The 21,386-nt window shown below is 70.0% G+C and carries 25 protein-coding genes; 14 read left to right on the forward strand and 11 right to left on the reverse strand.

Features of this window, described 5'->3' with window-relative positions:
* Positions 1–19: 19 nt before the first annotated feature.
* From pqqC to folK, 7 genes are all read left to right on the forward strand, one after another.
* A complete protein-coding gene (gene pqqC, locus MKK58_RS02290) occupies positions 20–1,102 on the forward strand; it encodes a pyrroloquinoline-quinone synthase PqqC (protein ID WP_243910558.1) in 1,083 nt (360 codons plus the stop codon).
* Entirely contained in the window at positions 1,099–2,256 is a 1,158-nt protein-coding gene (gene pqqE / locus MKK58_RS02295) for a pyrroloquinoline quinone biosynthesis protein PqqE (protein WP_243910559.1), read from the forward strand. The genes pqqC and pqqE overlap by 4 nt, the downstream gene beginning before the upstream one ends.
* The gene (locus MKK58_RS02300; RefSeq protein WP_243910560.1) at positions 2,253–2,978 is read left to right on the forward strand and encodes a hypothetical protein; all 726 of its coding nucleotides are present in this window, start codon (positions 2,253–2,255) and stop codon (positions 2,976–2,978) included. The genes pqqE and MKK58_RS02300 overlap by 4 nt, the downstream gene beginning before the upstream one ends.
* The gene (locus tag MKK58_RS02305) at positions 2,959–3,339 is read left to right on the forward strand and encodes a hypothetical protein (RefSeq protein ID WP_243910561.1); all 381 of its coding nucleotides are present in this window, start codon (positions 2,959–2,961) and stop codon (positions 3,337–3,339) included. The genes MKK58_RS02300 and MKK58_RS02305 overlap by 20 nt, the downstream gene beginning before the upstream one ends.
* A 223-nt stretch (positions 3,340–3,562) precedes the next feature.
* A complete protein-coding gene (gene folP, locus MKK58_RS02310) occupies positions 3,563–4,336 on the forward strand; it encodes a dihydropteroate synthase (RefSeq protein WP_243910583.1) in 774 nt (257 codons plus the stop codon).
* The gene (gene folB / locus MKK58_RS02315; RefSeq protein WP_243910562.1) at positions 4,333–4,707 is read left to right on the forward strand and encodes a dihydroneopterin aldolase; all 375 of its coding nucleotides are present in this window, start codon (positions 4,333–4,335) and stop codon (positions 4,705–4,707) included. The genes folP and folB overlap by 4 nt, the downstream gene beginning before the upstream one ends.
* Positions 4,704–5,195 (forward strand): 2-amino-4-hydroxy-6-hydroxymethyldihydropteridine diphosphokinase, encoded by a 492-nt coding sequence (gene folK / locus MKK58_RS02320; protein WP_243910563.1) that lies wholly within the window; start codon positions 4,704–4,706, stop codon positions 5,193–5,195. Before folB ends, folK begins: the two co-directional genes overlap by 4 nt.
* On the opposite strand, the gene MKK58_RS02325 is transcribed toward folK, so the two are convergent.
* The 7 genes from MKK58_RS02325 to MKK58_RS02355 all read right to left on the reverse strand — a co-directional run bounded on the left by MKK58_RS02325 (position 5,196) and on the right by MKK58_RS02355 (position 12,379).
* Entirely contained in the window at positions 5,196–5,750 is a 555-nt protein-coding gene (locus MKK58_RS02325; RefSeq protein ID WP_409565168.1) for a murein L,D-transpeptidase family protein, read from the reverse strand.
* Between the two features lie 19 nt (positions 5,751–5,769).
* The gene (gene xoxJ, locus MKK58_RS02330) at positions 5,770–6,624 is read right to left on the reverse strand and encodes a rare earth element methanol dehydrogenase accessory protein XoxJ (RefSeq protein ID WP_243910564.1); all 855 of its coding nucleotides are present in this window, start codon (positions 6,622–6,624) and stop codon (positions 5,770–5,772) included.
* Positions 6,624–7,229 carry a c-type cytochrome, methanol metabolism-related gene (locus MKK58_RS02335; protein ID WP_243910565.1) on the reverse strand — a complete coding sequence of 202 codons (606 nt, stop codon included), beginning with the start codon at positions 7,227–7,229 and terminating at the stop codon, positions 6,624–6,626. Before MKK58_RS02335 ends, xoxJ begins: the two co-directional genes overlap by 1 nt.
* A gap of 135 nt (positions 7,230–7,364) precedes the next feature.
* Entirely contained in the window at positions 7,365–9,167 is a 1,803-nt protein-coding gene (gene xoxF1 / locus MKK58_RS02340; protein ID WP_243910566.1) for a lanthanide-dependent methanol dehydrogenase XoxF1, read from the reverse strand.
* A 671-nt stretch (positions 9,168–9,838) separates the two neighbouring features.
* On the reverse strand, positions 9,839–10,621 hold the full coding sequence (locus tag MKK58_RS02345; protein WP_243910567.1) for an ABC transporter ATP-binding protein: 783 nt from the start codon (positions 10,619–10,621) through the stop codon (positions 9,839–9,841).
* A complete protein-coding gene (locus tag MKK58_RS02350) occupies positions 10,602–11,339 on the reverse strand; it encodes an ABC transporter permease (protein ID WP_238277745.1) in 738 nt (245 codons plus the stop codon). Before MKK58_RS02350 ends, MKK58_RS02345 begins: the two co-directional genes overlap by 20 nt.
* 44 nt (positions 11,340–11,383) lie before the next feature.
* Positions 11,384–12,379: an ABC transporter substrate-binding protein gene (locus tag MKK58_RS02355; protein WP_243910568.1), complete on the reverse strand. Its 996-nt coding sequence runs from the start codon at positions 12,377–12,379 to the stop codon at positions 11,384–11,386.
* 250 nt (positions 12,380–12,629) lie between these two features.
* Here MKK58_RS02355 and MKK58_RS02360 point away from each other — a divergent pair, with 250 nt between their 5' ends.
* Positions 12,630–13,007, forward strand: coding sequence for a 4a-hydroxytetrahydrobiopterin dehydratase (locus MKK58_RS02360; RefSeq protein ID WP_238277742.1), 378 nt, complete (start codon positions 12,630–12,632; stop codon positions 13,005–13,007).
* Positions 13,008–13,035: 28 nt separating this feature from the next.
* Here MKK58_RS02360 and MKK58_RS02365 read toward each other — a convergent pair whose 3' ends face one another.
* The 4 genes from MKK58_RS02365 to MKK58_RS02380 form a co-directional block, all read right to left on the reverse strand.
* Complete coding sequence (locus tag MKK58_RS02365) at positions 13,036–13,257, reverse strand: hypothetical protein (protein WP_055949561.1); 222 nt, start codon at positions 13,255–13,257, stop codon at positions 13,036–13,038.
* Between the two features lie 80 nt (positions 13,258–13,337).
* Positions 13,338–14,183, reverse strand: coding sequence for a metallophosphoesterase (locus MKK58_RS02370; protein WP_243910569.1), 846 nt, complete (start codon positions 14,181–14,183; stop codon positions 13,338–13,340).
* Between the two features lie 16 nt (positions 14,184–14,199).
* Positions 14,200–14,871, reverse strand: coding sequence for a cation transporter (locus tag MKK58_RS02375; RefSeq protein WP_243910570.1), 672 nt, complete (start codon positions 14,869–14,871; stop codon positions 14,200–14,202).
* Between the two features lie 90 nt (positions 14,872–14,961).
* Positions 14,962–15,366 (reverse strand): hypothetical protein, encoded by a 405-nt coding sequence (locus tag MKK58_RS02380; protein WP_243910571.1) that lies wholly within the window; start codon positions 15,364–15,366, stop codon positions 14,962–14,964.
* A 222-nt stretch (positions 15,367–15,588) separates the two neighbouring features.
* Here MKK58_RS02380 and croR point away from each other — a divergent pair, with 222 nt between their 5' ends.
* The 6 genes from croR (at position 15,589) to MKK58_RS02410 (ending at position 21,251) form a co-directional block, all read left to right on the forward strand.
* On the forward strand, positions 15,589–16,068 hold the full coding sequence (gene croR / locus MKK58_RS02385; protein WP_055949554.1) for a 3-hydroxybutyryl-CoA dehydratase: 480 nt from the start codon (positions 15,589–15,591) through the stop codon (positions 16,066–16,068).
* A gap of 82 nt (positions 16,069–16,150) precedes the next feature.
* Complete coding sequence (locus MKK58_RS02390; protein ID WP_243910585.1) at positions 16,151–16,903, forward strand: TrmH family RNA methyltransferase; 753 nt, start codon at positions 16,151–16,153, stop codon at positions 16,901–16,903.
* A gap of 173 nt (positions 16,904–17,076) precedes the next feature.
* Entirely contained in the window at positions 17,077–18,657 is a 1,581-nt protein-coding gene (crtI, locus tag MKK58_RS02395) for a phytoene desaturase family protein (RefSeq protein WP_243910572.1), read from the forward strand.
* On the forward strand, positions 18,654–19,085 hold the full coding sequence (locus MKK58_RS02400; RefSeq protein ID WP_409565169.1) for a DUF2141 domain-containing protein: 432 nt from the start codon (positions 18,654–18,656) through the stop codon (positions 19,083–19,085). Before crtI ends, MKK58_RS02400 begins: the two co-directional genes overlap by 4 nt.
* Before the next feature lie 7 nt (positions 19,086–19,092).
* Entirely contained in the window at positions 19,093–20,061 is a 969-nt protein-coding gene (locus tag MKK58_RS02405; protein ID WP_243910573.1) for an ABC transporter ATP-binding protein, read from the forward strand.
* Positions 20,058–21,251 carry an ABC transporter permease gene (locus tag MKK58_RS02410; RefSeq protein WP_243910574.1) on the forward strand — a complete coding sequence of 398 codons (1,194 nt, stop codon included), beginning with the start codon at positions 20,058–20,060 and terminating at the stop codon, positions 21,249–21,251. Before MKK58_RS02405 ends, MKK58_RS02410 begins: the two co-directional genes overlap by 4 nt.
* Positions 21,252–21,386 lie beyond the last annotated feature (135 nt).

Consider the following 21,386-nt stretch of genomic DNA (forward strand, 5'->3'; position numbering starts at 1 on the left):
CTCCACCGCGAGCCACGCCATGACCGCGCCCTTCCCGACCCCGAAGACCGACGAGGCCCAGCGCCTGCTCTCGCCCGAGGAGTTGGAGGCCGCCCTTCGCGACATCGGCGCGCGCCGCTACCACAACCTGCACCCGTTCCACCGCCTGCTGCACGACGGCAAGCTGAACAAGGATCAGGTCCGGGCCTGGGCGCTGAACCGGTACTACTACCAGGCCATGATCCCGGTGAAGGACGCCGCCGTGCTCGCACGGATGACCGACGCCTCGCTGCGCCGGGTCTGGCGCCAGCGCATCGTCGACCACGACGGCGACGCGCCCGGCGACGGCGGCATCGAGCGCTGGCTCAAGCTCGCAGAGGGCGTGGGCTTCGCCCGGACTTACGTGGAATCGACGCAGGGCATCCTGTCGGCGACCCGGTTCTCAGTGGACGCCTACGTGCACTTCGTGAAGGAGCGCTCGCTCCTGGAGGCGATCGCCTCGTCGCTGACCGAGATGTTCTCGCCGACCATCATCTCCGAGCGCGTCGCCGGGATGCTGAAGAACTACGACTTCATCACCAAGGACACCCTGGCCTATTTCGACAAGCGCCTGACCCAGGCCCCGCGCGACGCGGACTTCGCCATCGCCTACGTCAAGGAGCACGCCACCACGCCGGCCCTGCAGCGCCAAGCCATGGATGCGCTGACCTTCAAGTGCAACGTGCTCTGGACGCAGCTCGACGCCCTGTACTTCGCCTACGTGGCCCCCGGTCTGATCCCGCCGGATGCCTGGACGCCCGGCACCGGGCTGGTGCCCGAACCGGCCGTGGCCCAGGCAGCGGGCACCGGCACCCTCACGGCGCACGACGTCCCGCGCCTGCCCCGCGGCGTGCGCCTGCGCCACGACGCCGTGCGTGACCAGCACGTCCTCCTGGCGCCCGAGCGCACCTTCGATCTCGACGCCAACGCGGTCATGGTCCTCGAACTGGTCGACGGGCAACGCAGCGTGCGCGACATCGCCGGGGTGCTGGCCGAGAAATTCACGGCGGACGCGTCCGTGATCGAAGCCGACATCCTCGCGATGCTGAACGATCTGGCCACCAAACGGGTTCTGGAGCGATGAACGCGATCACGCCGAACGCCACCGCCATCCCGGCGCCCGTCGGGCTGCTGGCCGAGCTCACCCATCGCTGCCCCCTGCGCTGTCCCTACTGCTCGAACCCGCTCGAACTCGACCGGCGCTCCGGCGAACTCGACACCGCGACGTGGCAGCGGGTGCTGACGGAAGCGGCGGCGCTCGGCGTGCTGCACGTCCATCTCTCGGGCGGCGAGCCCACGGCGCGCAACGACATCGTCGAGATCACGAAGACCTGCGCGACGCTGGGCCTGTATTCCAACCTCATCACGTCGGGCGTCGGGGGCGCCTTGCAAAAACTCGACGCGCTCTACGACGCCGGCCTCGACCACGTGCAGCTCTCGGTGCAGGGCGTGGACGCGGCCAATGCCGAGAAGATCGGCGGCCTGAAGAACGCGCAGCCGCAGAAATTCGCCTTCGCCGAGCGGGTCACCCAACTCGGCCTGCCGCTGACGCTGAATTCGGTGATCCACCGGGGCAACATCCACGAGGTCGAGGGCTTCATCGATCTGGCGGTCAAGCTCGGCGCCAAGCGCCTGGAGGTCGCCCACACCCAGTATTACGGCTGGGCCTACGTGAACCGCGCCGCCCTGATGCCGAACAAGGCCGAGGTCGACCGCTCGATCCGCATCGTCGAGGCGGCCCGCGAGCGCCTGAAGGGCCAGCTCGTCATCGACCTCGTCGTGCCGGACTACTACGCGAAGTACCCCAAGGCCTGCGCGGGCGGCTGGGGCCGCAAGCTCATGAACGTGACCCCGCAGGGCAAGGTACTGCCCTGCCATGCGGCCGAGACGATTCCGAACCTCGAATTCTGGTACGTGTCCGACCATTCGCTCGCCGACATCTGGGCGAATGCGCCGGCCTTCACGGCCTATCGCGGCACGGACTGGATGAAGGAGCCCTGCCGCTCCTGCGACCGGCGCGAGAAGGACTGGGGCGGCTGCCGCTGCCAGGCCCTGGCGCTTGCCGGCGACGCGGCGGCCACCGACCCGGCCTGCTCGCTCTCGCCCCTCCACGCCAAGGTGCGCGATCTCGCCGCCGAGGAGGCGGCCGAGACGCCGCCGGATTACATCTATCGGACCATCGGCAGTAACGTGCAGCCGAATGTGCGTACGCCGTTGAATGAGGAAGCGCCGCTTTGAAGCCCGTCACACTTGCCGCGTTCGTGTTGTTCGCGAGCGCCCCCGCGTTCGCCCAGACCGCGCCCGCCGCGCCTCAGGCCCCGGAGGCGCCGGCCGTCACGAAGGCCAACACCGCGACCGCCCCGAACGCCTCGGATCTGCTCTTCGAACAGCCGCAGATGAAGAACGTGCCCCCGGGCGCGACCCTGACCTACACCTACCTGCGCCGTAGCGGCATCTCGAAGGGTCCGTTCGGCCCGCCCCTCGACGACACCATCAAGCTCGGCATCGAGCCCGGCAAGACCGCCGAAAGCCGCGATATCCGCGTCCAGATGTTCTCCGGCGCCAACCGCTTCCCGGCCGGGCCCTTCGAGGACATGCCCGGCAACCCGGTGATGACGCTCTTCCTCGAGCATCACCTCATCGACCTCGCCCGCGTGCTGATGGCCAATCCGCGCTACATCAAGAACGCCATCCGCAAAGGTCTGCGCGACAACGCCACCGTGACGCCGACGCAGATCGACTACAAGGGCCGCAAGGTCGATGCCTGGCGCATCGAGACCAAGCCCTTCATCGACGACAAGATGAAGGAGCGCATGCGTGGCTTCGAGAACCTGACCTACACCTTCGTCACGTCCGAGGCCGTACCCGGCGAACTCGTCTCGATCGAAGCGAGCTCCAAGAACGCTGAGGGCGGCGAACTCCTACAAGAGAACCTGACCTATGATCCGAACGCTGGTTAAGCGGCTCCCGCGCCTCGCGGCCGGCGCCTGCGCCGCGGCTCTCCTGGCCGGTGCGGCGGCCGCAGCCGAGCCCGAGAACGACTACCCCACCGAGGCGCGGGCCGATTACATCTTCGGCTGCATGGCGGCCAACGGCCAGTCGCGCGAATCCCTGTCGCGCTGCTCGTGCTCCCTCGATGCGCTCGCCGCGTTGCTGCCCTACGACAAGTACGTCCAGGCCAGCACCGTGCTCTCCATCCGCCAGGGCATCGGCCAGCGGACCGCCCAGTTTAAGACGACCAAGGTGTTCGACGATCAGGTCGCCGAACTCCGGCGCGCCCAGGCCGAGGCGGAGATCCGCTGCTATCGTGGCGGGACCTGAGCCGACCGTTCGAGCCCCCTAGCGCCGCCGCCGGGAGCGGCGGCGCGGCACGCGGTTTCGTCCCGCCCCGGCATGGGCGTTGCTCCGACCCGGCATTGCGTTCAAAGACAGCGGCATCCCGGCCGAGAACGCGCCCGCCTTCGAACCCGAGCATCCCGTGCCCCCAGACCTGCCGGCCCCGCTGACGACGCTCTTGCCCGATCTCGGGCGGCGCGTGCTCGTGATGGGCATTCTCAACGTCACGCCCGATTCCTTCTCGGATGGCGGTCGCTTCACGAATCGCGACGCCGCCCGCGCCCAGGCCGAGGCCCTGGTGGCGGAGGGGGCGGCGCTGGTGGATATCGGCGGCGAGTCCACCCGGCCCGGCCACGTGCCGGTCTCGGCCGAGGAGGAGCAGGCCCGCATCCTGCCGGTGATCCGCGACCTCGCGCCCCGTCTGCCCGTTCCGATCTCGGTGGACACCTACAAAGCCTCGACCGCGCGGGTGGCGCTGGAGGCCGGCGCCCGCATCGTCAACGATGTCTGGGGCCTGCAGCGCGAGCCCGACATCGCTCGCGTCGCCGCCGACCATGGCGCGCCGGTGATGATCATGCACAACCGCGAGACCATCGATCCGGCCATCGACATCATCGCCGACATGCTGCGCTTCTTCGAACGCTCCCTCGCCATCGCAAGGGCTGCCGGTCTGCGCGACCGCGACATCGTGCTCGATCCCGGCATCGGCTTCGGCAAGAGCTGGGAACAGCACCTCGAAGCCCTGCGGCGTCTGCCCGAGATCGTGGCCCTCGGCTTTCCGGTCCTCGTCGGCGTCTCGCGCAAGTCGCTGCTGGGGCGCCTGCACGATGCCGAGACCCGGCCGGTGGATCGCCTCTTCGGCTCGGTGGGCAGCCACGTTCTCGCCGCGACCCTCGGGGCCCGGATCGTGCGCGTCCACGACGTGCGGCCGCATGTCGACGCCCTGCGGGTGGTCGATGCCGTGATGGGACGACCCGCATGAGCGACCGCATCGTCGTCGACCGCATCGCCGTGTTCGCCTTCCACGGCCTCCTGCCCGAGGAGGCCCGACTCGGCCAGCGCTTCTACGTCTCCCTCGACGTCCGGCTCGACCTCGGGGCGGCCGGCCGCTCCGACGACGTCGCCCGGACCGTGAGCTACGCCGATCTCACCGAGATCGTGACCCGGATCGCCACGCAGCGGCGCTTCGCCCTGATCGAGGCCCTGGCGGAGGCCATCGCGGGCGAGATCCTCGAGCGGCACCCGCTCATCCGCGAGATCCGGGTGCGGGTGGACAAGCCGAGCGCGCCGGTGCCGGCGGTGATCGACGGTGTCGCCATCGAGATCGTGCGCGCCCGCGAGGTCGCCCGATGAGCGCGGGCTCGGGGCTTCATGCGGCCTATCTCGGCCTTGGCAGCAACATCGGCGACAAGGCCGCGACCCTCGCGGACGCAGTGGCGCGGTTGGCCGCCACGCCGGGCATCCGCATCACCGCGCGCTCGTCCGACTACCGGACCCCGCCCTGGGGCGACACCGACCAGGATTGGTTCCTCAACGCCGCCGTCGGGATCGAGACCAGCCTGACCCCCCATGATCTCCTGGAGGCGGGCCTCGCCATCGAGGCCGCCATGGGCCGGGTGCGCGAGCGCCGCTGGGGGCCGCGGGTGATCGACATCGACGTCTTGTCCTACGAGGGGGCGGCGATTTCGGATGCGCGCCTCGTGCTGCCGCACCGCTTCGTGCGCGAGCGCGCCTTCGTGCTGGTGCCCCTGGCGGAGATCGCCCCCGATCTGCGCATCGGCCCCGAGACGGTCACCGAAGCTCTGGCCAAGCTCGACGCCGCCGGCATCGAGCGAGCCTGATCAGGGCCGGATCTCGATCGGGGTACCGGTGTCCACCCGGGCGTAGATCGCCTCCATCTCGGCATTGGTGACGCCGACGCAGCCATTCGTCCAGTCGAGGAGGCGGTGCAGGGGCCCGAGCCAGGACAGACCGTTGAACAGACCGTGGATCATGATGTCGCCACCCGGGGCACGGCCCTCGGACGCGGCGGCGCGGGCCTGCTCCGGCGTCGGATAAGAGACCTTCAGCGAGAGGTGGGCGACGCTGCGTGGGTTGCGATACGCGACCGCGTAGGTCCCCTCCGGCGTGCGTCCGTCGCCCGCGCGGGATTTCTGGCCCTCGGGGCTGAACCCAAGGGAGACCGGATAGGTGGCGAGGACCCGGCCGTCGCGCAGCAGCGTCAGGCGGCGGGCAGCCTTCTCCACGAGGATGCGGTCGGCCCGGTCCGGCTCGGGCACCAGGGGTGGCGCGACCCGCAGCCATTGGCGTTGATCGACGACGACGAGGGCGACCAGGACGAGAACGACGATGGCGGCGGCGGAGCCGATCCGCCGCCGCCATCGCGGTCTGTTCACCCTGTCGGCCGCCGACATCTCACGGGGCCGGAGCGTCGAGGAGCTTGTTGCCCTCTTCCTCCAGCAGCGGCACGTCGTAGTCGCGCAGCACCCGCTCGATGTCGGCGCGACGCTTGCGCAGGATCGTGTTGAGGCTGCGCTTCCAGTCGTTCTCCTCCAGGCGCACTCCGAGGGCGATCCGGAAGGTGAGCGGGGGACGGTCGGGCTCCTGCAGCAGGGGGACGACGTTCATCGGAACGCCGCTCTGCTTAGCGAGCCAGCCGGCGGCCGGACCCCAGAGGATCGCCGCATCGATGCGCTTCTCGGCAAGATCGGCGATGACCTCGGCCGAGACCGTCTGATGCTTGCGCGCCGGATCGAGCTGGTAGGGCGCGTAGGCCTTCATCGCACTGACGAGGCCCACCTCCCCCATCCGGTTCACCGGGGGCGTGCCGCCGATGACGCCGATCGACTTGCCCTTGAGCCTGGGGTCGTCGAGGCGGGTGACGCCGTCGAGATCGCCCGTGCGGGTGACCAGCGTATAGGCGGAGCGATAATACGGGTTCGAATGCTGGACGAGCTCACCGCCGGCGGCCGAGCCGATGATGATGTCGCACAAGCCGGTGCCAAGGGTGTTGCGGACGAAGCCCGGCCCCTGCGTCAGCCAATAGTACCGGATCTTGACCTTGAGCTCGTCGGCGATGATCGCCGCGATCCTGTTCTCGAAGCCGTCCTCCTTGCGCTGGGAGAACGGCATGTTGCCCGGGTCGCCGCAGACCCGCAGGGTGTCCGTGGTGACGAGGTCGGGCAACGACTGGGCGAAAGCTGCTCGCGCCCCTGCCGAGATCAGCAGGAGCGCGAGGGCGAAGCGTGTCCGGGTGCGTGAGCGGGTCATCAGCCGCCCAGGCACTCCTTCTCGGCCGTCTTGGCGGCCTCGGGCTTGTCTTCCTTGTCCGTCGGACGCACGCGCGGCATGGCGCCGGAGGCACGGGCCTTCAGGTAGACGTAGAGGTCGTCGGCGTAGCACATGACGTTCTTGTTATCGCCGAAGGCGGGCATCACCCGCTCCTGGCCGGCCTGCGAGTCACGCTTGCCGCCGGCGAGGATACCGATGAACTCCTCGTAGCCGATGGTCTTGAGCGAGTCCTTCAGGGCCGGCGCGTAGGTCGAGCCCATGGCGTCGGGGCCGTGGCAGACGTGGCACTCGGCGTGATAGCGGCGGTAGCCCGAATAGGCGTACCAGTCGAACTTCTTGCCGTCATTGGTGATGTGAAAGGTCGGGTGGCCATCGCCGTCCTGATACTTGCCGTCCTCGACCTTCACGGCCGCGAACTTGTCGATCAGCTTCGGGTCTTTCTCGGCGGCGTTGGGATCCAGCTGGTTGGCCAGCGCCGGATCAGCCTTCTTCGCGTCCTGGGCCTGCACGGCGAGGGTCGAGACGGAGGCGAGGGCGAGCACGGCCACGAGCGGACGGATGGCGGCTTTGCTGATGATGTGCAACGACGTTTCTCCCAGGAACACCACGTCGGCTCGCGAGCCGCGTGTTTCGCGTGTTGTTCTTCCAATTCTAATCATAAAGGTGCCGGCGCGGAAACCCGCGCCGGCACCCTATTGCCTACCGTAGCGTGCGACCGATTAGTTCGGAAGCGAGAAGACGGTCAGCTGACCACCGAGGTTGGTGTAGTTCGAGAGGGCGGCGTAACCACCCACCGCGCCGAGACCGGCGTTCGGGTCGGTCAGGCCGGCCGCGAGGCCGATGCCGGCCCAGCCACCGACACCCGACAGGATGCCGACGAACTGCTTACCCTTGTGGCTGTAGGTCATCACGTTGCCGATGATGCCCGACGGGGTCTTGAACTTGTAGAGCTCCTTGCCGGTCTTGGAGTCGACGGCCTTAAGGTAACCCTCGAGGGTACCGTAGAACACGACGTCACCAGCGGTGGCGAGGGCGCCCGACCACACCGAGAACTGCTCCTGGTTCGACCACTTGATCTTACCGTTCACGCCGTCCCAGGCGATGAAGTTACCCATGCCGCCGTGGCTGTTGGGGGCCGGGTACATGGCCAGCGTCGCGCCGACGTAGGGCTGACCCGGGGTGTAGGAAACCCGGAACGGCTCGTAGTCCATGCAGACGTGGTTGGTGGGCACGTAGAACAGGTTGGTCTTCGGCGAGTAGGCCGCAGGCTGCTGGTCCTTGGTGCCGAGAGCGGCGGGGCAAATACCCTTGGAGTTGGTATCCTCACCGTTCTGCTCGGTGGAGTACTTGGCCTGGACGAGGGGGCGACCGTAGGTCTTGGAGCCCTTGTCCATGTCGACCTTGGAGGCCCAGTTCACGACCGGATCGAACTTCTCGGCGACGAGGAGCTCGCCGGTGGCGCGATCGAGGGTGTAGCCGAAGCCGTTACGGTCGAAGTGGGTCAGGAGCGGACGCTCCTTGCCGTCAACCTTCTGATCCGTGAGGATCATCTCGTTGATGCCGTCGTAGTCCCACTCGTCGTGCGGGGTCATCTGGTAGACCCACTTGGCCGCGCCCGTGTCGGGGTTACGCGCCCAGATGGTCATGGACCACTTGTTGTCGCCCGGACGCTGCTTGGGGTTCCAGGTCGAGGGGTTGCCCGAGCCGTAGTACATCAGGTCGAGCTTGGGATCGTAGGAGAACCAGCCCCAGGTGCAGCCGCCGCCGGTCTTCCACTGATCGCCTTCCCAGGTCTTCAGCGAGGAGTCCTTGCCGACCGGCTTGCCGAGCGACGTGGTCTTCTCGGGGTCCATGATCATGTCGGCGTCGGGGCCCTGGGAGTGGCCGCGCCACACCTTCTTGCCCGTCTTGGCGTCATAGGCGGTGACGTGGCAGTTCACGCCGAACTCGCCGCCGGAGATGCCGACGATGATCTTGTCCTTCACCGGGAGAACGGTGGCGGTGTTGGTCTCACCCTTCTTGGGGTCGCCGTTGACGACGGACCAGTTCACCTTGCCGGACTTGGCGTCGAGCGAGACGACAGTGGTGTCGGCCTGGTGCAGGATGATGGCGCCGTCGGCGTAGGCGAGACCACGGTTGACCGTGTCACAGCACATCACCGGGATGACCGACGGGTCCTGCTTGGGCTCGTACTTCCAGGCGATCACGCCGTCCTTGTCGAGGTCAAGGGCGTAGACGATGTTCGGGAAGGGGGTGTGGACGTACATCATGTTGCCGACGACGAGCGGGGAGCCCTCGTGGCCGCGCAGCACGCCGGTCGAGAAGGTCCAGGCGACCTGGAGCTGCTTGACGTTGCTGGCGTTGATCTGGTCGAGCTTCGAATAGCGCGTGTTGGCGTAATCGACGGTCTGAAGGACCTGCTCGGCCGGGTTGGCCGTGCGCTTCAGGACGTCTTCGTTGGCGAACGCCGTGGTCGAAGCGACCATGCCGGCGCCGAGTGCGAGAAGATGTACCGCTCTCATGGATTCCTCCGACAGATCTTACAGCCGTCATCCTGCGGAAAACCCGCATGATCACGCCGTGATCTGACTGTTTGCGACAGGGATAGTTCGCCTCGGTAGCGGACGCCAGGTCCCGGTTTCCACGCCATCGGCGGGAGGTCCGGATCTGACGGTCAGGGGCCGCTATCCCTTTGCGGCGCCCCTCGAAACCGAAGCTTGAACGAACTCTAAGAAAAATTCCGGCGGCGTCAACTCGCTTGCGCACCGTCTTGCCGGACTTCGCACAAGTCCTCGTGAGGGTCAGCACGGCAGGGCTGTGGCCTAGTGCCATGCAGCATGAGATGGTGCGTCGCAATATAGGCTGGCGCTAAGTCAAAGTCTTTTCATCACCTTTCGCCTTCTCTTATGCCGATCGCGCATGCGGCGAGACCTTGGCAGGGTGATGCATGACGAACCGGCGGGCGAGAGGTCGCGTGGCATTTGCGATACCAAGCATCGGCCGAAGTATTGTATAATAATTCAGGTTTTTCACCCGGACCCGCGATCCGCCGGGATCGAACGGTCGCGTCCACATGCGTAGGAAGGCGCTGGGATGATGCGCGGTCTCGCCGCATCCGGGAAGCGGCCCCTGCGAGTGGGATATCGGCCGGCGCTGCCCGCAGGGGATGCGTCTCAGCATTCTCCCGCGAGAATCAGCCCGCGATCACGGTCGGGAACTGCGCGGCGAGGGCGGCCCGGCGGCCCTCGATCCAGGCCCGGTCGCGTGCGCCGCGCGGACGATCGAGGGGAACGGTCCCGAGGAGGCTCGCGGGACGGCCCGAGACGAGCAGGAGCCGGTCGGCGATCTCGATGGCCTCGGCGACGTTGTGTGTGACCATCAAGACGCCCATGCCCGAGCGCTCGACCGCCGCGACCACGAGGCCCCGCAGGGCGGCCGCCGAGGTGTCGTCCAGGGAGACGAAGGGCTCGTCGAGGACGAGGATGCGGGGCTTCTGGGCCAGGGCACGGGCCAGCGACACCCGCCGCGCCATCCCGAGGGAGAGGGCGCCCGGATAGCGGCTCCGCCAGGGGCCGAGGCCGAGGGATTCGAACAGCCCGTCGAGATCCTGGCCCCGTGACCCGCGCGGCAGGGCGAGGCGGACGTTCTGCTCCACCGTGCGCCAGGGCAGCAGGCGCGGCTCCTGGAACGCCATGGCGATGCCGGCCGCGTCCGGGTGCGGGGTCACGCGGCCCTCGTAGTCGGGGTCGAGGCCGAGGAGAATGCGCAGGGTCGTGGTCTTGCCCGCGCCCGAGGGGCCGATCAGGCAGGTGATCTCCCCGGCGATCACCGAGAAGGCGAGGCCGCGCACGGCCTCCACCGGCTCCCGGCCGCCGGCGCCGTAGACCTTGCGGTCGATCTCCACCCGCAGGGCGACGTCCCCGGGGCCGGGCGCGGCGGAGCCCACCGCCGCCCCGTCAGCGCCAGCGTCGGACATAGGCTTCGAGCCGCTGCAGGATGAGGATGTCGATGGCGATCATCACGCTCATGAACACGATGCTGTAGCCGACGATGGCCGCCACGTTCAGGCTCTGGACGAAGTAGTAGTTGATCGCGAAGCCCACCCCGTTGGGGCGGCCGAGGAGCTCGATCACCAGGACGATCTTCCAGGCGAGCGAGAGGCCGGAGCGCGCCGCGGCCACCGCGAAGGGCTGGAGCTGCGGCACCAGCACGTGGGCGATCCAGGTCCGCCGGTCGAAGCGGTAGGTGCGCGCCATTTCCTCCAGCTGCGGGTCGAGGCCGCGCGCGCCCTCGCGCAGGATCACGGCGACGTTCGGCAGCTTGTTCAGCACCACCGCGACGATCGCCGCCGCCTCGTTGAGGCCGACCCAGATGTAGGCCAGCACCGTGATCACGAGGGCGGGCGTGTTCAGGAGAATGAGCAGCGGGGTGTCGAGGACGAGGTTGAGGCGGCGCGAGCGCCCCAGCGCGATGCCGAGGAGGACCCCGAGGGTCATCGCCAGGAAGAACGAGATGCCCACCCGCGACAGGGTGATGCCGACATTCCACCAGAGGTCACCGGAGGCGGATTCGCGGCGGATGAAGTCGAGGATCGCCAGCGGCGCGGGCAGCAGGCGCGAACCGGCCGCGGACGCGGCGGCCTGCCATCCGGCGAGCAGCACCAGCACGGAAACGAGACGTGTGGCAAAGCCCATGGGGTCAGGGCGTCGCGCGCGGGCCACGCGCGCTGGAGGTCGCCTCAGCCATTCCCGCTGCCGTCGTAGTAGAGGCCCGGCGGCAGGGTGGAGCCCGCCCCGACCAGGCGCTCGCCCCCAAGCCGTGCCATGACGGAAAACAGCTTCTCGCCGTCGCCGCGCTCGACGGCCAGGGGCCGGCGCGGGATGCCGGCGAGGAAGTCGCGCTTCAGGGCCTGGAAGGTCGCCTCGTCGTCGGCCGACATCAGCGGTCGCACCACGTCCCAGGCGGCGGGGTCGTTGGCCAAGGCCTCCTTGGCGGCCTTCGAGGCGCGTGTGAAGCCCACCACCGCCTCGGGCTTGTCCTTCACGGTGTCGCCCTCGAGGAGATAGCCGATCAGTGCCATCGACCCGGTGGCCCCGAAGGCCCGCATGATGTCGTCGGAGCCGATCAGGCGGCGGAAGCCCTTGGGTTCGAGGCGGGCGCAGTAGGTCCAGTACAGGAGCCCGGCATCGAGTTCGCCCTGTTCGAGCTTGAGCGCCAGCAGGGGCGGCGCCCCGAAGGCGACGGTGGCCTGCGTCTCGAGGTCGAGGCCGGCGGTGTCCCGCGCCTGCGCCTTCAGGAGAAGCCAGTTCTTGTCGAGGGGCCCGCCGGCGACGCCCAGGCGCTTGCCCTTGAGATCGGCCAGGGTCCGGATCGGACTGTCGCCCGGCACCATCAGGGAGCCCTCGGTGGTGGAGTAGGGGAAGAACCGGATCGCGCGACCCTCGTTGCCGAGGCGTGCCGCCCAGAGCAGGTCGCCCACGATGGTGTCGACCTGGCCGCCCATGAAGGCGATCCGCGCCGCGTCGTTGCCGGCAAGCTTGACGACGTCAAGGGTGAAGCCGTTGGCGGCGTCGAGCCCGCGCGCCTTGATCACCGCCGCCTCCCAAGAGACGGTACCGAAGGGCAGGCTGCCGACCCGGATCGCCACCGGGGCGGCGCGCGCCGGCCGCGGCGCCAGGCTCCAGCCCAGGGGCGACAGTGCCGCCGTCGCGAGCAATCCGCGCCGTGACAGCATGATGGGCACTCCCTGGATTCGATGTCGAACGCTCTGGTGGTCCCGCAAAGGCCGGCGCCGGTTGGCCATCTTCATAGGAGGTCGGGCACAGGGCGTCCACAGGACGAATTGGCAAGGCCGCCGGGCGGATGGTCGCTCCCGGAACCGGAACACATGCCGGGTCGGCCCTGAGACCTTGCGCGGGACCGGAGCCCGGCGCAGGCTTGCCGCACATCCGGCAGCGATGCCTGTTCGAGGGAGGTTCTGGACCATGGCCGGCACGCGGGACGACGTGATCGACGACGCGACCATCGTGGAGCGCCTCGCGCGGGAGCTTCCGGCCTGGCGCCTGGAGGAGGGCTGGATCAAGCGCACCTACAAGACCGCAGGCTGGAAGAGCACCCTGATGGTCATCAACACGGTGGGCCACCTCGCCGAGGCGGCCTGGCACCACCCCGACATCACGGCCTCCTATGCCTGGGTCGAAGTGCGGCTGACCAACCACGCGGCCAAGGGTGTGACCGACAAGGATTTCGCTCTGGCCGCCAAGATCGAAGATGTGATCGGCTGGCAGCCCGGCACCGAGGGCGGCGCGCTCGAGGGAACCCCCACCGATCCGCGCTTCGCCTACATCAAGTACGATCGGTGAGTGTGTTCGGTACCTTGGGGCTGCCGGCTCAGTCGGCCTGCTTCACCCGGCGGCACTCGGTCTTGAGGTAGCTCGTCTTGCCGACCTCGTCCCGGAGGTCGGTGCGGGCGATGATCTCCTGCCAGCCGTTGGTGCAGCCGAGCTCGTTGGCGACCCGGACCTTGCGGACCTCGCTCGCCTTGTCGTCCGTGCAGGCCTCGATCGGGATGCCGTTGGCGCAGACGAGGACCACGGCGATGAAGGCGTTCATGGGCTGATCCTCGTGGACTGACCGCGAACCGGCGCGCGGCATCGATGCCCGACAGGTACGCGGGCCGGACGGGCCCGGTCTCACCCGATCGTGAGAATGTGATCGGGTGAATAGTCCCGGCCCTCGACGGGATTCGCCACCCATCGGGTCCGGCCGACGCGCAGGTCGTGGCCGGCGTGAAAATGGCCCGAGACCCAGAGATCGGGCCGGGCCGCCTCCGGCAGGTCCTCCAGAACGGTGCTGGCGTAGAAGGCCGGCACCCACCAGGGTACGCCCGGGGCGTGCCGGAACGCGTCCGCCGCGCGCGGGCTCGCCGGATGATGGGTGACGCAGACGGTGGGGCCGTCATGCGGGCGCGACAGGGCGGCGATCAGGCCCTCGCGCTCCCGCGCATGGGCCTCCATCGCGTCGGCGGGCGACCAGGCCGTGCCGTCGCCGTTTCGAATCGAGCCCCGGAACTCGAGCGAACCCGTGACCGGGTCGGTCATCCGTGCCGCCGCGTAGGCGACCGGGTCTTCCGGTGCGTCGGCCACGCTGCCGTCGAGCCAGCGCCCGGCGAGCGACCAGTCGCTCCACAGGGTCGTGCCGACGAAGCGGACGCCGCCGCGGATGACGGCCGCGCCGCGCTGGAGCAGGTGGATCTCCGCCCCCTCCCCGTTGAGGCGCAGCACCTCGGCCTCCAGGGCGGCGAGGAGTTGAGGCGCTGTGCGCCCGTCCCCGGTCGGCGCATAGTGCTCGTGGTTGCCCGGCACCAGCACGATCGGGCGGCCCTGCGCCAGGGTCATCAGGGCCGCGAGGCCCGATTCGGGCCGGCCCTCGTGCAGGTCGCCGGGGCAGACCAGCACGTCGAAGGGCCGGCTCGGGGGCGCAATGACGTCGAGGCGTCGGCGCTCCAGGTGCAGGTCGGAGATCGGGAACAGGCGCATGGCGGCTCGGAGGCTCTCAGGGGGCCCGATTCACGGGCCCGGCTTCGTTCTCGGGCTTTGTGTAGTTCTCGGGCTTGGCTTCGTTCATGGGCCGGGCCTCGGCCTCGCGCCACTCGGCACGCGCCGCCCGCAGGATGTCGCCCGCCGAATCCGCGTTGAGGACGGCGATGCCGGCCGCCGCGATGAGGTCGGGCCAGGCCGACAGAGTCAGGGCGGTGGCGAGGCCGGCGGCGATGATCGCGAGGTTGGCGAAGGCGTCGTTGCGGGCGGAGAGGTAGGCCGCCCGGGTCAGGCTGCCGCCCCCGGAGCGGTGACGGGCCAGCATCATCGCACAGGTGAGGTTCACCGCCAGCGCGCCGAGGCCCGTGAGCGTCAGAGGAATCGGGGCCGGCGGCGCCATCGTGGCGAACTTGATCCAGGCCGCGTAGGCGGTGGCCAAAGCCGGCAGCAGCAGGATGCCGGCGAGCACGATGCCGAGCCGGGCCCGGTTGCGCACGCTCCAGCCGATGCCGGCGAAGATCAGCAGGTTGATCGCCGCATCCTCGAGGAAGTCGAGGCTGTCGGCGATGAGCGCCAGGGAGCCGATCGCCAGGGCGACGCTGATCTCGATGCCGAAATACGCGAGGTTGAGCCCGGCGACGCGGGCGACCACCGGGCGGAGCGCAGGGTCGGGGGCTGGCTGGGTCACGGCGTATTCCTGGGGCCGGTGCCCTCCCTGGGGCCGGCGCCTCTTCGCCGATGCGTGCCGCCCTGTCGAGGGGGCGGCACGCATCGCGGGTCAGGTCCCCCGGGCGATGCGCCGGTTGCGCACGTCCCTCAGGGCGCGTCGGTTCACGGCGCCCGCGACCGGCGCCGCGGGGGCCGGCGGACGGTGCTCCGCCCCAGGGACCTGCGCCAACAGGGCCGGGTGGACCTTCGGGTCATTCCGGAACACCGGCTGCGCCGCCACCGGCGCGGGCGCCCTGGTCTGGGGAACAATGGGCCGGCGCACCTTACGGGACCGCTTCGGCTTCGGCGTGTGGCAGAGTTCGACCGCGAAGGCGAAGACGGACGCCGTGAGGCATCCGCAGGCGAGGCCGAGGACGTCGGGTCGCACACCCTCGCTCGTCATCAGGGCGACGAGGCCCGTGAACGAGAGCGCCGAGCCGATACGACCGGGTGTGAATGGATTGGGATCGGCCATGACGGGAAACATGCCGGAGCCGGATCACGGACGCGTGAAGGCGACCGCTCAAATTGTCCGCAAGCACCCTCCTGCCGGTCCTGCTCCACTTCGCCGGAGGCCGGATTTGGCCGAAGGCTGGATTTGGTCGCGCACCTGTGCGAGGCGAAACAGGATCTTCGGCGCGGCGAACGGGCGCGCCGTCCGCGTACCAAAAAACCGACTGTCAGGGAGAAGACCCCAATGATGCCCGAACTGCGCGTCCTGTACTTCGAGGATCTCGAAGTCGGCCTGTCCGAGACGCTGAACAAGGTCATCGCCTCCTCCGACGTGGTGGGGTTTGCCGAGATCACCGGTGACCGCAACCCGATCCACCTGTCCGAGCACTTCGCCGCCCGCACCCCCTTCGGCACCCGCATCGCCCACGGCCTCTACACCGCCGGGCTGATCTCGGCGGTGCTCGGCACCCGCCTGCCCGGCCCCGGCGCGGTCTACATCAGCCAGACCCTGAACTTCCGTGCGCCCGTGCGCATCGGCGACACCGTCGAGGTCACCGTCGAGGTGGCCGAACTCGTGCCGGAGCGCCGCCGCGCCCGCCTGAAATGCACCTGCTCGGTGGCCGGTGAGGTCGTGCTCGACGGCGAGGCGCTGGTGAAGGTGCCGACCAAGGCCGAGGCCGACCCCCTCGCGGTGCGCATGGGCGGACGTCCGGCGAGCGCCTGACGCCGCCTTGGCCGCCGCATCCCGGACCGCGCCGGTCGCCATCGACGATCCCGCCGATCCGCGCCTCGCGCCCTACACGGCGATGCGCGAGCGCGACCTCGTGGGCCGCGCCGGCCGCTTCATCGTCGAGGGCGAGGTGACCCTGCGGGTCATGCTCTCGGCGAGGGCGCGGTTCGGCCTCGAATCGGTCCTGCTGGCACCCGAGCGGCTGGCCGGGCTGGTCGATGCCCTGGCCCGGCTGCCCGGGGACGTGCCCGTCTACACAGCGACAAAGCCCGTGATGAGCGCGATCACCGGGTTCCCCATCCATCGCGGCGTCCTCGGGGTCGGCCTGCGCGGGGCGGAGGTGCCCGGCGGCCTGAATGCCGATCTGCCGCCCGCGCCCGCGTCGGCTCTCGTGGTCGGCCTCGTCGGCCTGACCAACCACGACAATGTCGGCGGGCTGTTCCGGAACGCGGCCGCCTTCGGGGCCGACGCGGTGCTCCTCGATGCCGGCACCTGCGATCCGCTCTACCGCAAGGCGATCCGCGTCTCGGCCGGCGCCGCGCTGATCGTACCCTTTCTGCGGCTGGCGGATGTCGACGCGATCCTGGCCTTCGCAGAGCGTCACGCCCTGGAGCCCCTGGCCCTGAGCCCCGGCGGGGCCGAGACCCTCGCGGCCCTGGCGCCCCCCGCCCGAACCCTGCTCCTCCTCGGCAGCGAGGGGCCGGGCCTGCCGCCCGATCTGATGATGCGCCTGCGCACCCTGCGGATCCCGATGGCGCCGGACTTCGATTCGCTCAACGTCGCCACCGCCGGCGCGATCGCCCTGCACCACCTCGCCCGAACCGGATAGCGCGAGGCGGGCCGCCTGCCCGAGGGGGGCGCGCGATGCGCGACACTGCGCCCCGATTGCCGCGCGGCCCTCTACGGTCAAGATTACGCACCGGGACGGCGAGCCCTGGACGGACCATTCTTGTGCGCCACATGCGCTTGAGGGATGGGGCGCGGACGAAGGAGTTGCGAGCGTTGTTGCAGTCACGGGACGGCTTGCGGACCCTGTCCGGACGCCGCGTCATCATCGTCGGTGCCGGTCCCGGCGGCCTCGCCACCGCACTCCTCCTGGCCCGCGCGGGCGTCCACGTCACGCTGCTGGAGAAGGACCCGGCGGTGGGTGGCCGCACCAAGACCGTCGAGGCGCCCGGCGGCTTCCGCTTCGACATCGGCCCGACCTTCTTTCTCTATCCGCAGATCCTCGCCGACATCTTCGAGACCTGCGGCGAGCGCCTGGAGGACCACGTCAAGCTCGAGCGCCTCGACCCGCAGTACCACCTCGTGTTCGAGGCGGGCGGCGAGATCCGCGCCACCAACGACATGGACCGGCTCGAGGCCGAGGTGGCGCGCATCGCGCCCGACGACGCCCGGAACGTGCGCAAGTTCTTCGCCGACAACCGGGTCAAGCTGAAATTCTTCAAGCCGGTGCTGGAGCAGGCTTTCCACACCCTGCGGGCCATGGCCTCCCCGGCGATGATCGCCGCCCTGCCCCACCTGCATCCGGGCCGCAGCGTCGACAAGGATCTGAAGCGCTACTTCAAGGACCCGCGGGTCCGCCTCGCCTTCGCGTTCCAGACCAAGTACCTCGGCATGTCGCCGTTCCGGTGCCCGAGCCTATTCACCATCCTGTCGTTCCTCGAATACGAGCACGGCGTCTACCACCCGGTCGGCGGCTGCGGCGCGGTCTCGGAGGCGATGGCGGGCCTCGCCCGACGCATGGGCGTCGACATACGCCTGGGGGCCGGCGTCGAGCGGGTCCTGTTCGAGGGCAAGCGCGCCAGCGGCGTGATTTGCAACGGCGAGACGATCCCCGCCGACGCGGTGGTCATCAACGGCGACTTCGCCAAGGTCATCCAGGACCTCGTGCCGCAACAGCACCGGCCGCGCTGGCGCGACGCGAAGATCGAGAAGGCGCGCCTCTCCTGCTCGACCTTCATGCTTTATCTCGGCCTCGACGGGCCGATGCCGGAGGCGCTCGGCCATCACACCATCCTGCTGTCGGAGGATTACGCCCGCAACATCCGGGAGATCACCGACGGCATCCTGCCGATGCAGCCCTCCCTCTACGTGCAGCATGCGGGCTTCACCGACGGCGGCATGGCGCCGCCCGGCCAGACCAGCCTCTACGTGCTGGTGCCGGTGCCGAACCTGAAGGCGGGCATCGACTGGAAGGGCCTGCGCGCCAGCTATCGCCAACTCGTCCTCGATCGCCTGAAGCTGCTCGGCCTCGGCGACATCGAATCGCGCATCCGCTACGAGCGCATCGTCGATCCGACCGAGTGGCGCGACGAGTTCTTCGTGCACGAGGGCGCCACCTTCAACCTCGCCCACGACCTGATGCAGATGCTCTACTTCCGCCCGCACAACCGCTTCGGACCAGGGCTCTACCTCGTCGGCGGCGGCACCCATCCGGGCTCCGGCCTGCCGGTGATCTACGAGGGCGCGCGCATCACCGCCCGCCTCCTCATCGAGGAACTCTCCGCCGGGCGGGTCGGGGCCGCCAGCGCCGGGATTCCCAACACTGCACCGCTGGCCGCCTCGGGCGACGCCACTTGAGGCTCCTGCCGAGGCTCCTCGCCGGCGTCTGCGTGCTTCTTCTCGGCGCGGGCGCGGCGCAAGCCGCCTCCGTGGCCGTGGAGGTCGAGGGCATTGAGCCCGGGGGCCTGGTCTCCGTCGCCCTGTGCCAGGACGGGCTGACCGAGGCCGATTGCCGGACCGGACAGCAGGCCGAGCCCCGGGCCGCCGTGCAGCGCTTCGTGTTCCCGAACGTGACGCCCGGGACCTATGCGGCCCTGGCCTACCAGGACACCAACGGCAACGGCCGCCTCGACCGGACCGGCCTCGGCCTGCCCCTCGAACCCTACGGGTTCTCCGGCGAGGCCGCCCGCTCCGCCCGCCCGGACTTCGCGCGCGCGCGCTTCACCGTGCACGAGCCGGGCACGAGCGTGCGGGTTCGCCTGTCGCGCGCCCTGCCCCGCCGCTGAGCGCCGCGTGAGCGCCCGTTCCGAGCCGCTCCTGCGGGTGGCCGGCGCCGCCCTCGCCTATCGGGATACCCGTGTGCTGGAGGGCGTCGACCTCGCCCTCGGCGCCGGCGAGACCCTCGCGCTCCTCGGGCCCAACGGTGCCGGCAAGACCTCGCTGATGCGCCTCGTTGCCGGCCGGCTCGCGCCGCAGACCGGCAGCGTCCGCGTGGCCGGCGACGATCCCCACCGAAGTCCGGTGGCGCGCCGGGCGATCGGCTGGGTCCCGCAGGAGATCGCCCTGTATCCCCGCCTCTCGGTCGCCGAGAACCTGTCGGTCTTCGCCCAGCTCGCCGGCATCGCCCGGCGCGAGCGGGCGGAGGCGGTGGCCACGGGCATCGCGCTCTGCGCCCTCGCCGAGGTCGCCGGGCGGCCGGTCGGGCTGCTCTCCGGCGGCTACCAGCGCCGCGTCAACATCGCCGCCAGCCTGATGGCGCGGCCCCGCCTCGTCCTCCTCGACGAGCCGACGCAGGGGGTCGATCTCCATGCCCGTGCCGCGATCCACGCGGTGCTCGGGCGCCTGCGCGAGGCGGGCACGGCGCTCCTCGTGGCCACCCACGACTTCGCCGAGGCCGAGCGCCTGGCCGACCGGGTCGCGATCCTCGCGCAGGGTCGGATCGTCACCGATGGCCGCCTGTCCGAGCTCCTCGCCCGCATCCGCGCCGAGGCGCCCGAGCACGAGGCCGCCCTGTCCGCCCCCGCCGATGCGGCGGCGGAAACGGTCCTGCGCCGAACGGGCTTCGTGCCCGTCGACACCGGCTCGACCTGGCGGGCGCGCCGCCTCATCGGCACGCCCCGCGACGGCGCCGACCTGCTCGCCGCCCTCCGGGACGCGGGCGTGCCCATCGCCGAGATCCGCATCCGCGCTCCCGGGCTGGAGGCGGTCTATCGCGAGGCTTTGGCGGGGACCGGGGCCGCGGAACGGGAGAGCGCTGCATGATCTCGGCCGCCTTCCGCGTGATGCTGCTCGGCCTGGTGCGCGACCGGGCCGCCCTGGTCATGGCCTTCGTGCTGCCGACCGTGATCTTCACGATCTTCGCCGCGATCTTCTCCGGCGCGCTGGGCGAGCGCATCCGCATCCATGTCGGTCTCCTCGATCTCGCCCGAACGCCGACGACGCAGCGTTTGATGCAGGCCCTGGAGGCGGACCCGTCCCTTCGGGTCGGAGGCCTCTCCGCCGCCGACCTCGACGGCGCCGTCGCGGCGGTGCGCCGGGGCGAGGTCGACGTGGCCCTGGTGCTGCGCGGCGACCTCGATGCCGGTTCGACCCGCGCCGACCAGCCCGTGGTGCTGATCGAGAATCCCGCCAAGGCCCTGGCCACCCCGATCGCCCTCGGCCAGCTCCAGCGCGTCCTCAACGAGGCCCTGCCCGACGTGGTCCTGGCCCGGATCGTCGCCGACGTCGAGCGCTCGGGCAAGATCGGCCCGGACGAGCGCGCCTTCCTCAACCAGGCGTTCGCCGAGCAGCGGGCCCGCAAGGAGCCCTTCGCCTTCGCGTCCCTGGTGGAGCGGCGCAGCACCGCCTCGGGCGCCACCAACGATCGCGTCAGCTACTATGCGGGGGCGATCACGGCGGTGTTCCTGCTCTTCGCTGCGATGCAGGGCGCCCTCTCCCTCGTCGACGAGCGCCAGTCCGGCCTCGCCGACCGGCTGATGGCGGGCCCCGGCGGGCTCAGGGTGGTGGTGCTGGGCAAGTTCCTGTTCCTGGTGGGCCAGGGCCTCGTCCAGGCCGGGCTGATCTTCTCGGCCGCCGCCCTGCTGCACGGGGTCGACATCCTGCCCCATATGGGCGCCTGGGTGGTGACCTCCCTCCTCGTCTCGGCCATGGCGGCGGGCCTGGCGCTCGCCGCCTGCGCGGCCTCCGCCACCCGCCAGCAGGCGCATCTGGCCGCCACCTTCGGCGTGCTGCTCCTCTCGGCGGTGGGCGGCAGCATGGTGCCCCGCTTCCTCATGCCGCCCTGGTTGCAGGAGGCCGGCTGGCTCACCCCCAACGCCTGGGCCATCGAGGCCTATCAGAACGCCCTCGGCGAAGGCTGGGCTGCCGCCCTCCCCGCCTGGAGCGTGATGGCTGCCGTGTCGGCGGCGGGGCTGGGCGTCGCGGTGGGGCTGGTGTCGCGGCGGACGATCTAGGAGCTTGTCCGAGTAAGGGGATTGAAGCCGAGGTTGGAGGGGCGAGACCAGAGCCGGTGAGGGCGGATCGGCGGCCTCATCGGCCGGCCTGTGCCAGTTTCAGGAGGTTGTGGGCCGTGCAGATCATCGCCCATT

The sequence above is a fragment of the Methylobacterium sp. J-078 genome, from assembly GCF_022829285.1.
In the GTDB taxonomy this organism is placed as follows: Bacteria; Pseudomonadota; Alphaproteobacteria; order Rhizobiales; family Beijerinckiaceae; genus Methylobacterium.

Excerpts from the sequence above, each read along its gene's own strand:
- pqqC (WP_243910558.1), top strand. The coding sequence starts at position 20 with ATGACCGCGCCCTTCCCGACCCCGAAGACCGACGAGGCCCAGCGCCTG.
- pqqE (WP_243910559.1), top strand. The coding sequence starts at position 1,099 with ATGAACGCGATCACGCCGAACGCCACCGCCATCCCGGCGCCCGTCGGG.
- MKK58_RS02305 (WP_243910561.1), top strand. The coding sequence starts at position 2,959 with ATGATCCGAACGCTGGTTAAGCGGCTCCCGCGCCTCGCGGCCGGCGCC.
- folP (WP_243910583.1), top strand. The coding sequence starts at position 3,563 with ATGGGCATTCTCAACGTCACGCCCGATTCCTTCTCGGATGGCGGTCGC.
- folB (WP_243910562.1), top strand. The coding sequence starts at position 4,333 with ATGAGCGACCGCATCGTCGTCGACCGCATCGCCGTGTTCGCCTTCCAC.
- folK (WP_243910563.1), top strand. The coding sequence starts at position 4,704 with ATGAGCGCGGGCTCGGGGCTTCATGCGGCCTATCTCGGCCTTGGCAGC.
- xoxJ (WP_243910564.1), bottom strand. The coding sequence starts at position 6,624 with ATGACCCGCTCACGCACCCGGACACGCTTCGCCCTCGCGCTCCTGCTG.
- xoxF1 (WP_243910566.1), bottom strand. The coding sequence starts at position 9,167 with ATGAGAGCGGTACATCTTCTCGCACTCGGCGCCGGCATGGTCGCTTCG.
- MKK58_RS02345 (WP_243910567.1), bottom strand. The coding sequence starts at position 10,621 with ATGTCCGACGCTGGCGCTGACGGGGCGGCGGTGGGCTCCGCCGCGCCC.
- MKK58_RS02350 (WP_238277745.1), bottom strand. The coding sequence starts at position 11,339 with ATGGGCTTTGCCACACGTCTCGTTTCCGTGCTGGTGCTGCTCGCCGGA.
- MKK58_RS02355 (WP_243910568.1), bottom strand. The coding sequence starts at position 12,379 with ATGCTGTCACGGCGCGGATTGCTCGCGACGGCGGCACTGTCGCCCCTG.
- MKK58_RS02360 (WP_238277742.1), top strand. The coding sequence starts at position 12,630 with ATGGCCGGCACGCGGGACGACGTGATCGACGACGCGACCATCGTGGAG.
- MKK58_RS02365 (WP_055949561.1), bottom strand. The coding sequence starts at position 13,257 with ATGAACGCCTTCATCGCCGTGGTCCTCGTCTGCGCCAACGGCATCCCG.
- MKK58_RS02370 (WP_243910569.1), bottom strand. The coding sequence starts at position 14,183 with ATGCGCCTGTTCCCGATCTCCGACCTGCACCTGGAGCGCCGACGCCTC.
- MKK58_RS02380 (WP_243910571.1), bottom strand. The coding sequence starts at position 15,366 with ATGGCCGATCCCAATCCATTCACACCCGGTCGTATCGGCTCGGCGCTC.
- croR (WP_055949554.1), top strand. The coding sequence starts at position 15,589 with ATGATGCCCGAACTGCGCGTCCTGTACTTCGAGGATCTCGAAGTCGGC.
- MKK58_RS02390 (WP_243910585.1), top strand. The coding sequence starts at position 16,151 with ATGCGCGAGCGCGACCTCGTGGGCCGCGCCGGCCGCTTCATCGTCGAG.
- MKK58_RS02410 (WP_243910574.1), top strand. The coding sequence starts at position 20,058 with ATGATCTCGGCCGCCTTCCGCGTGATGCTGCTCGGCCTGGTGCGCGAC.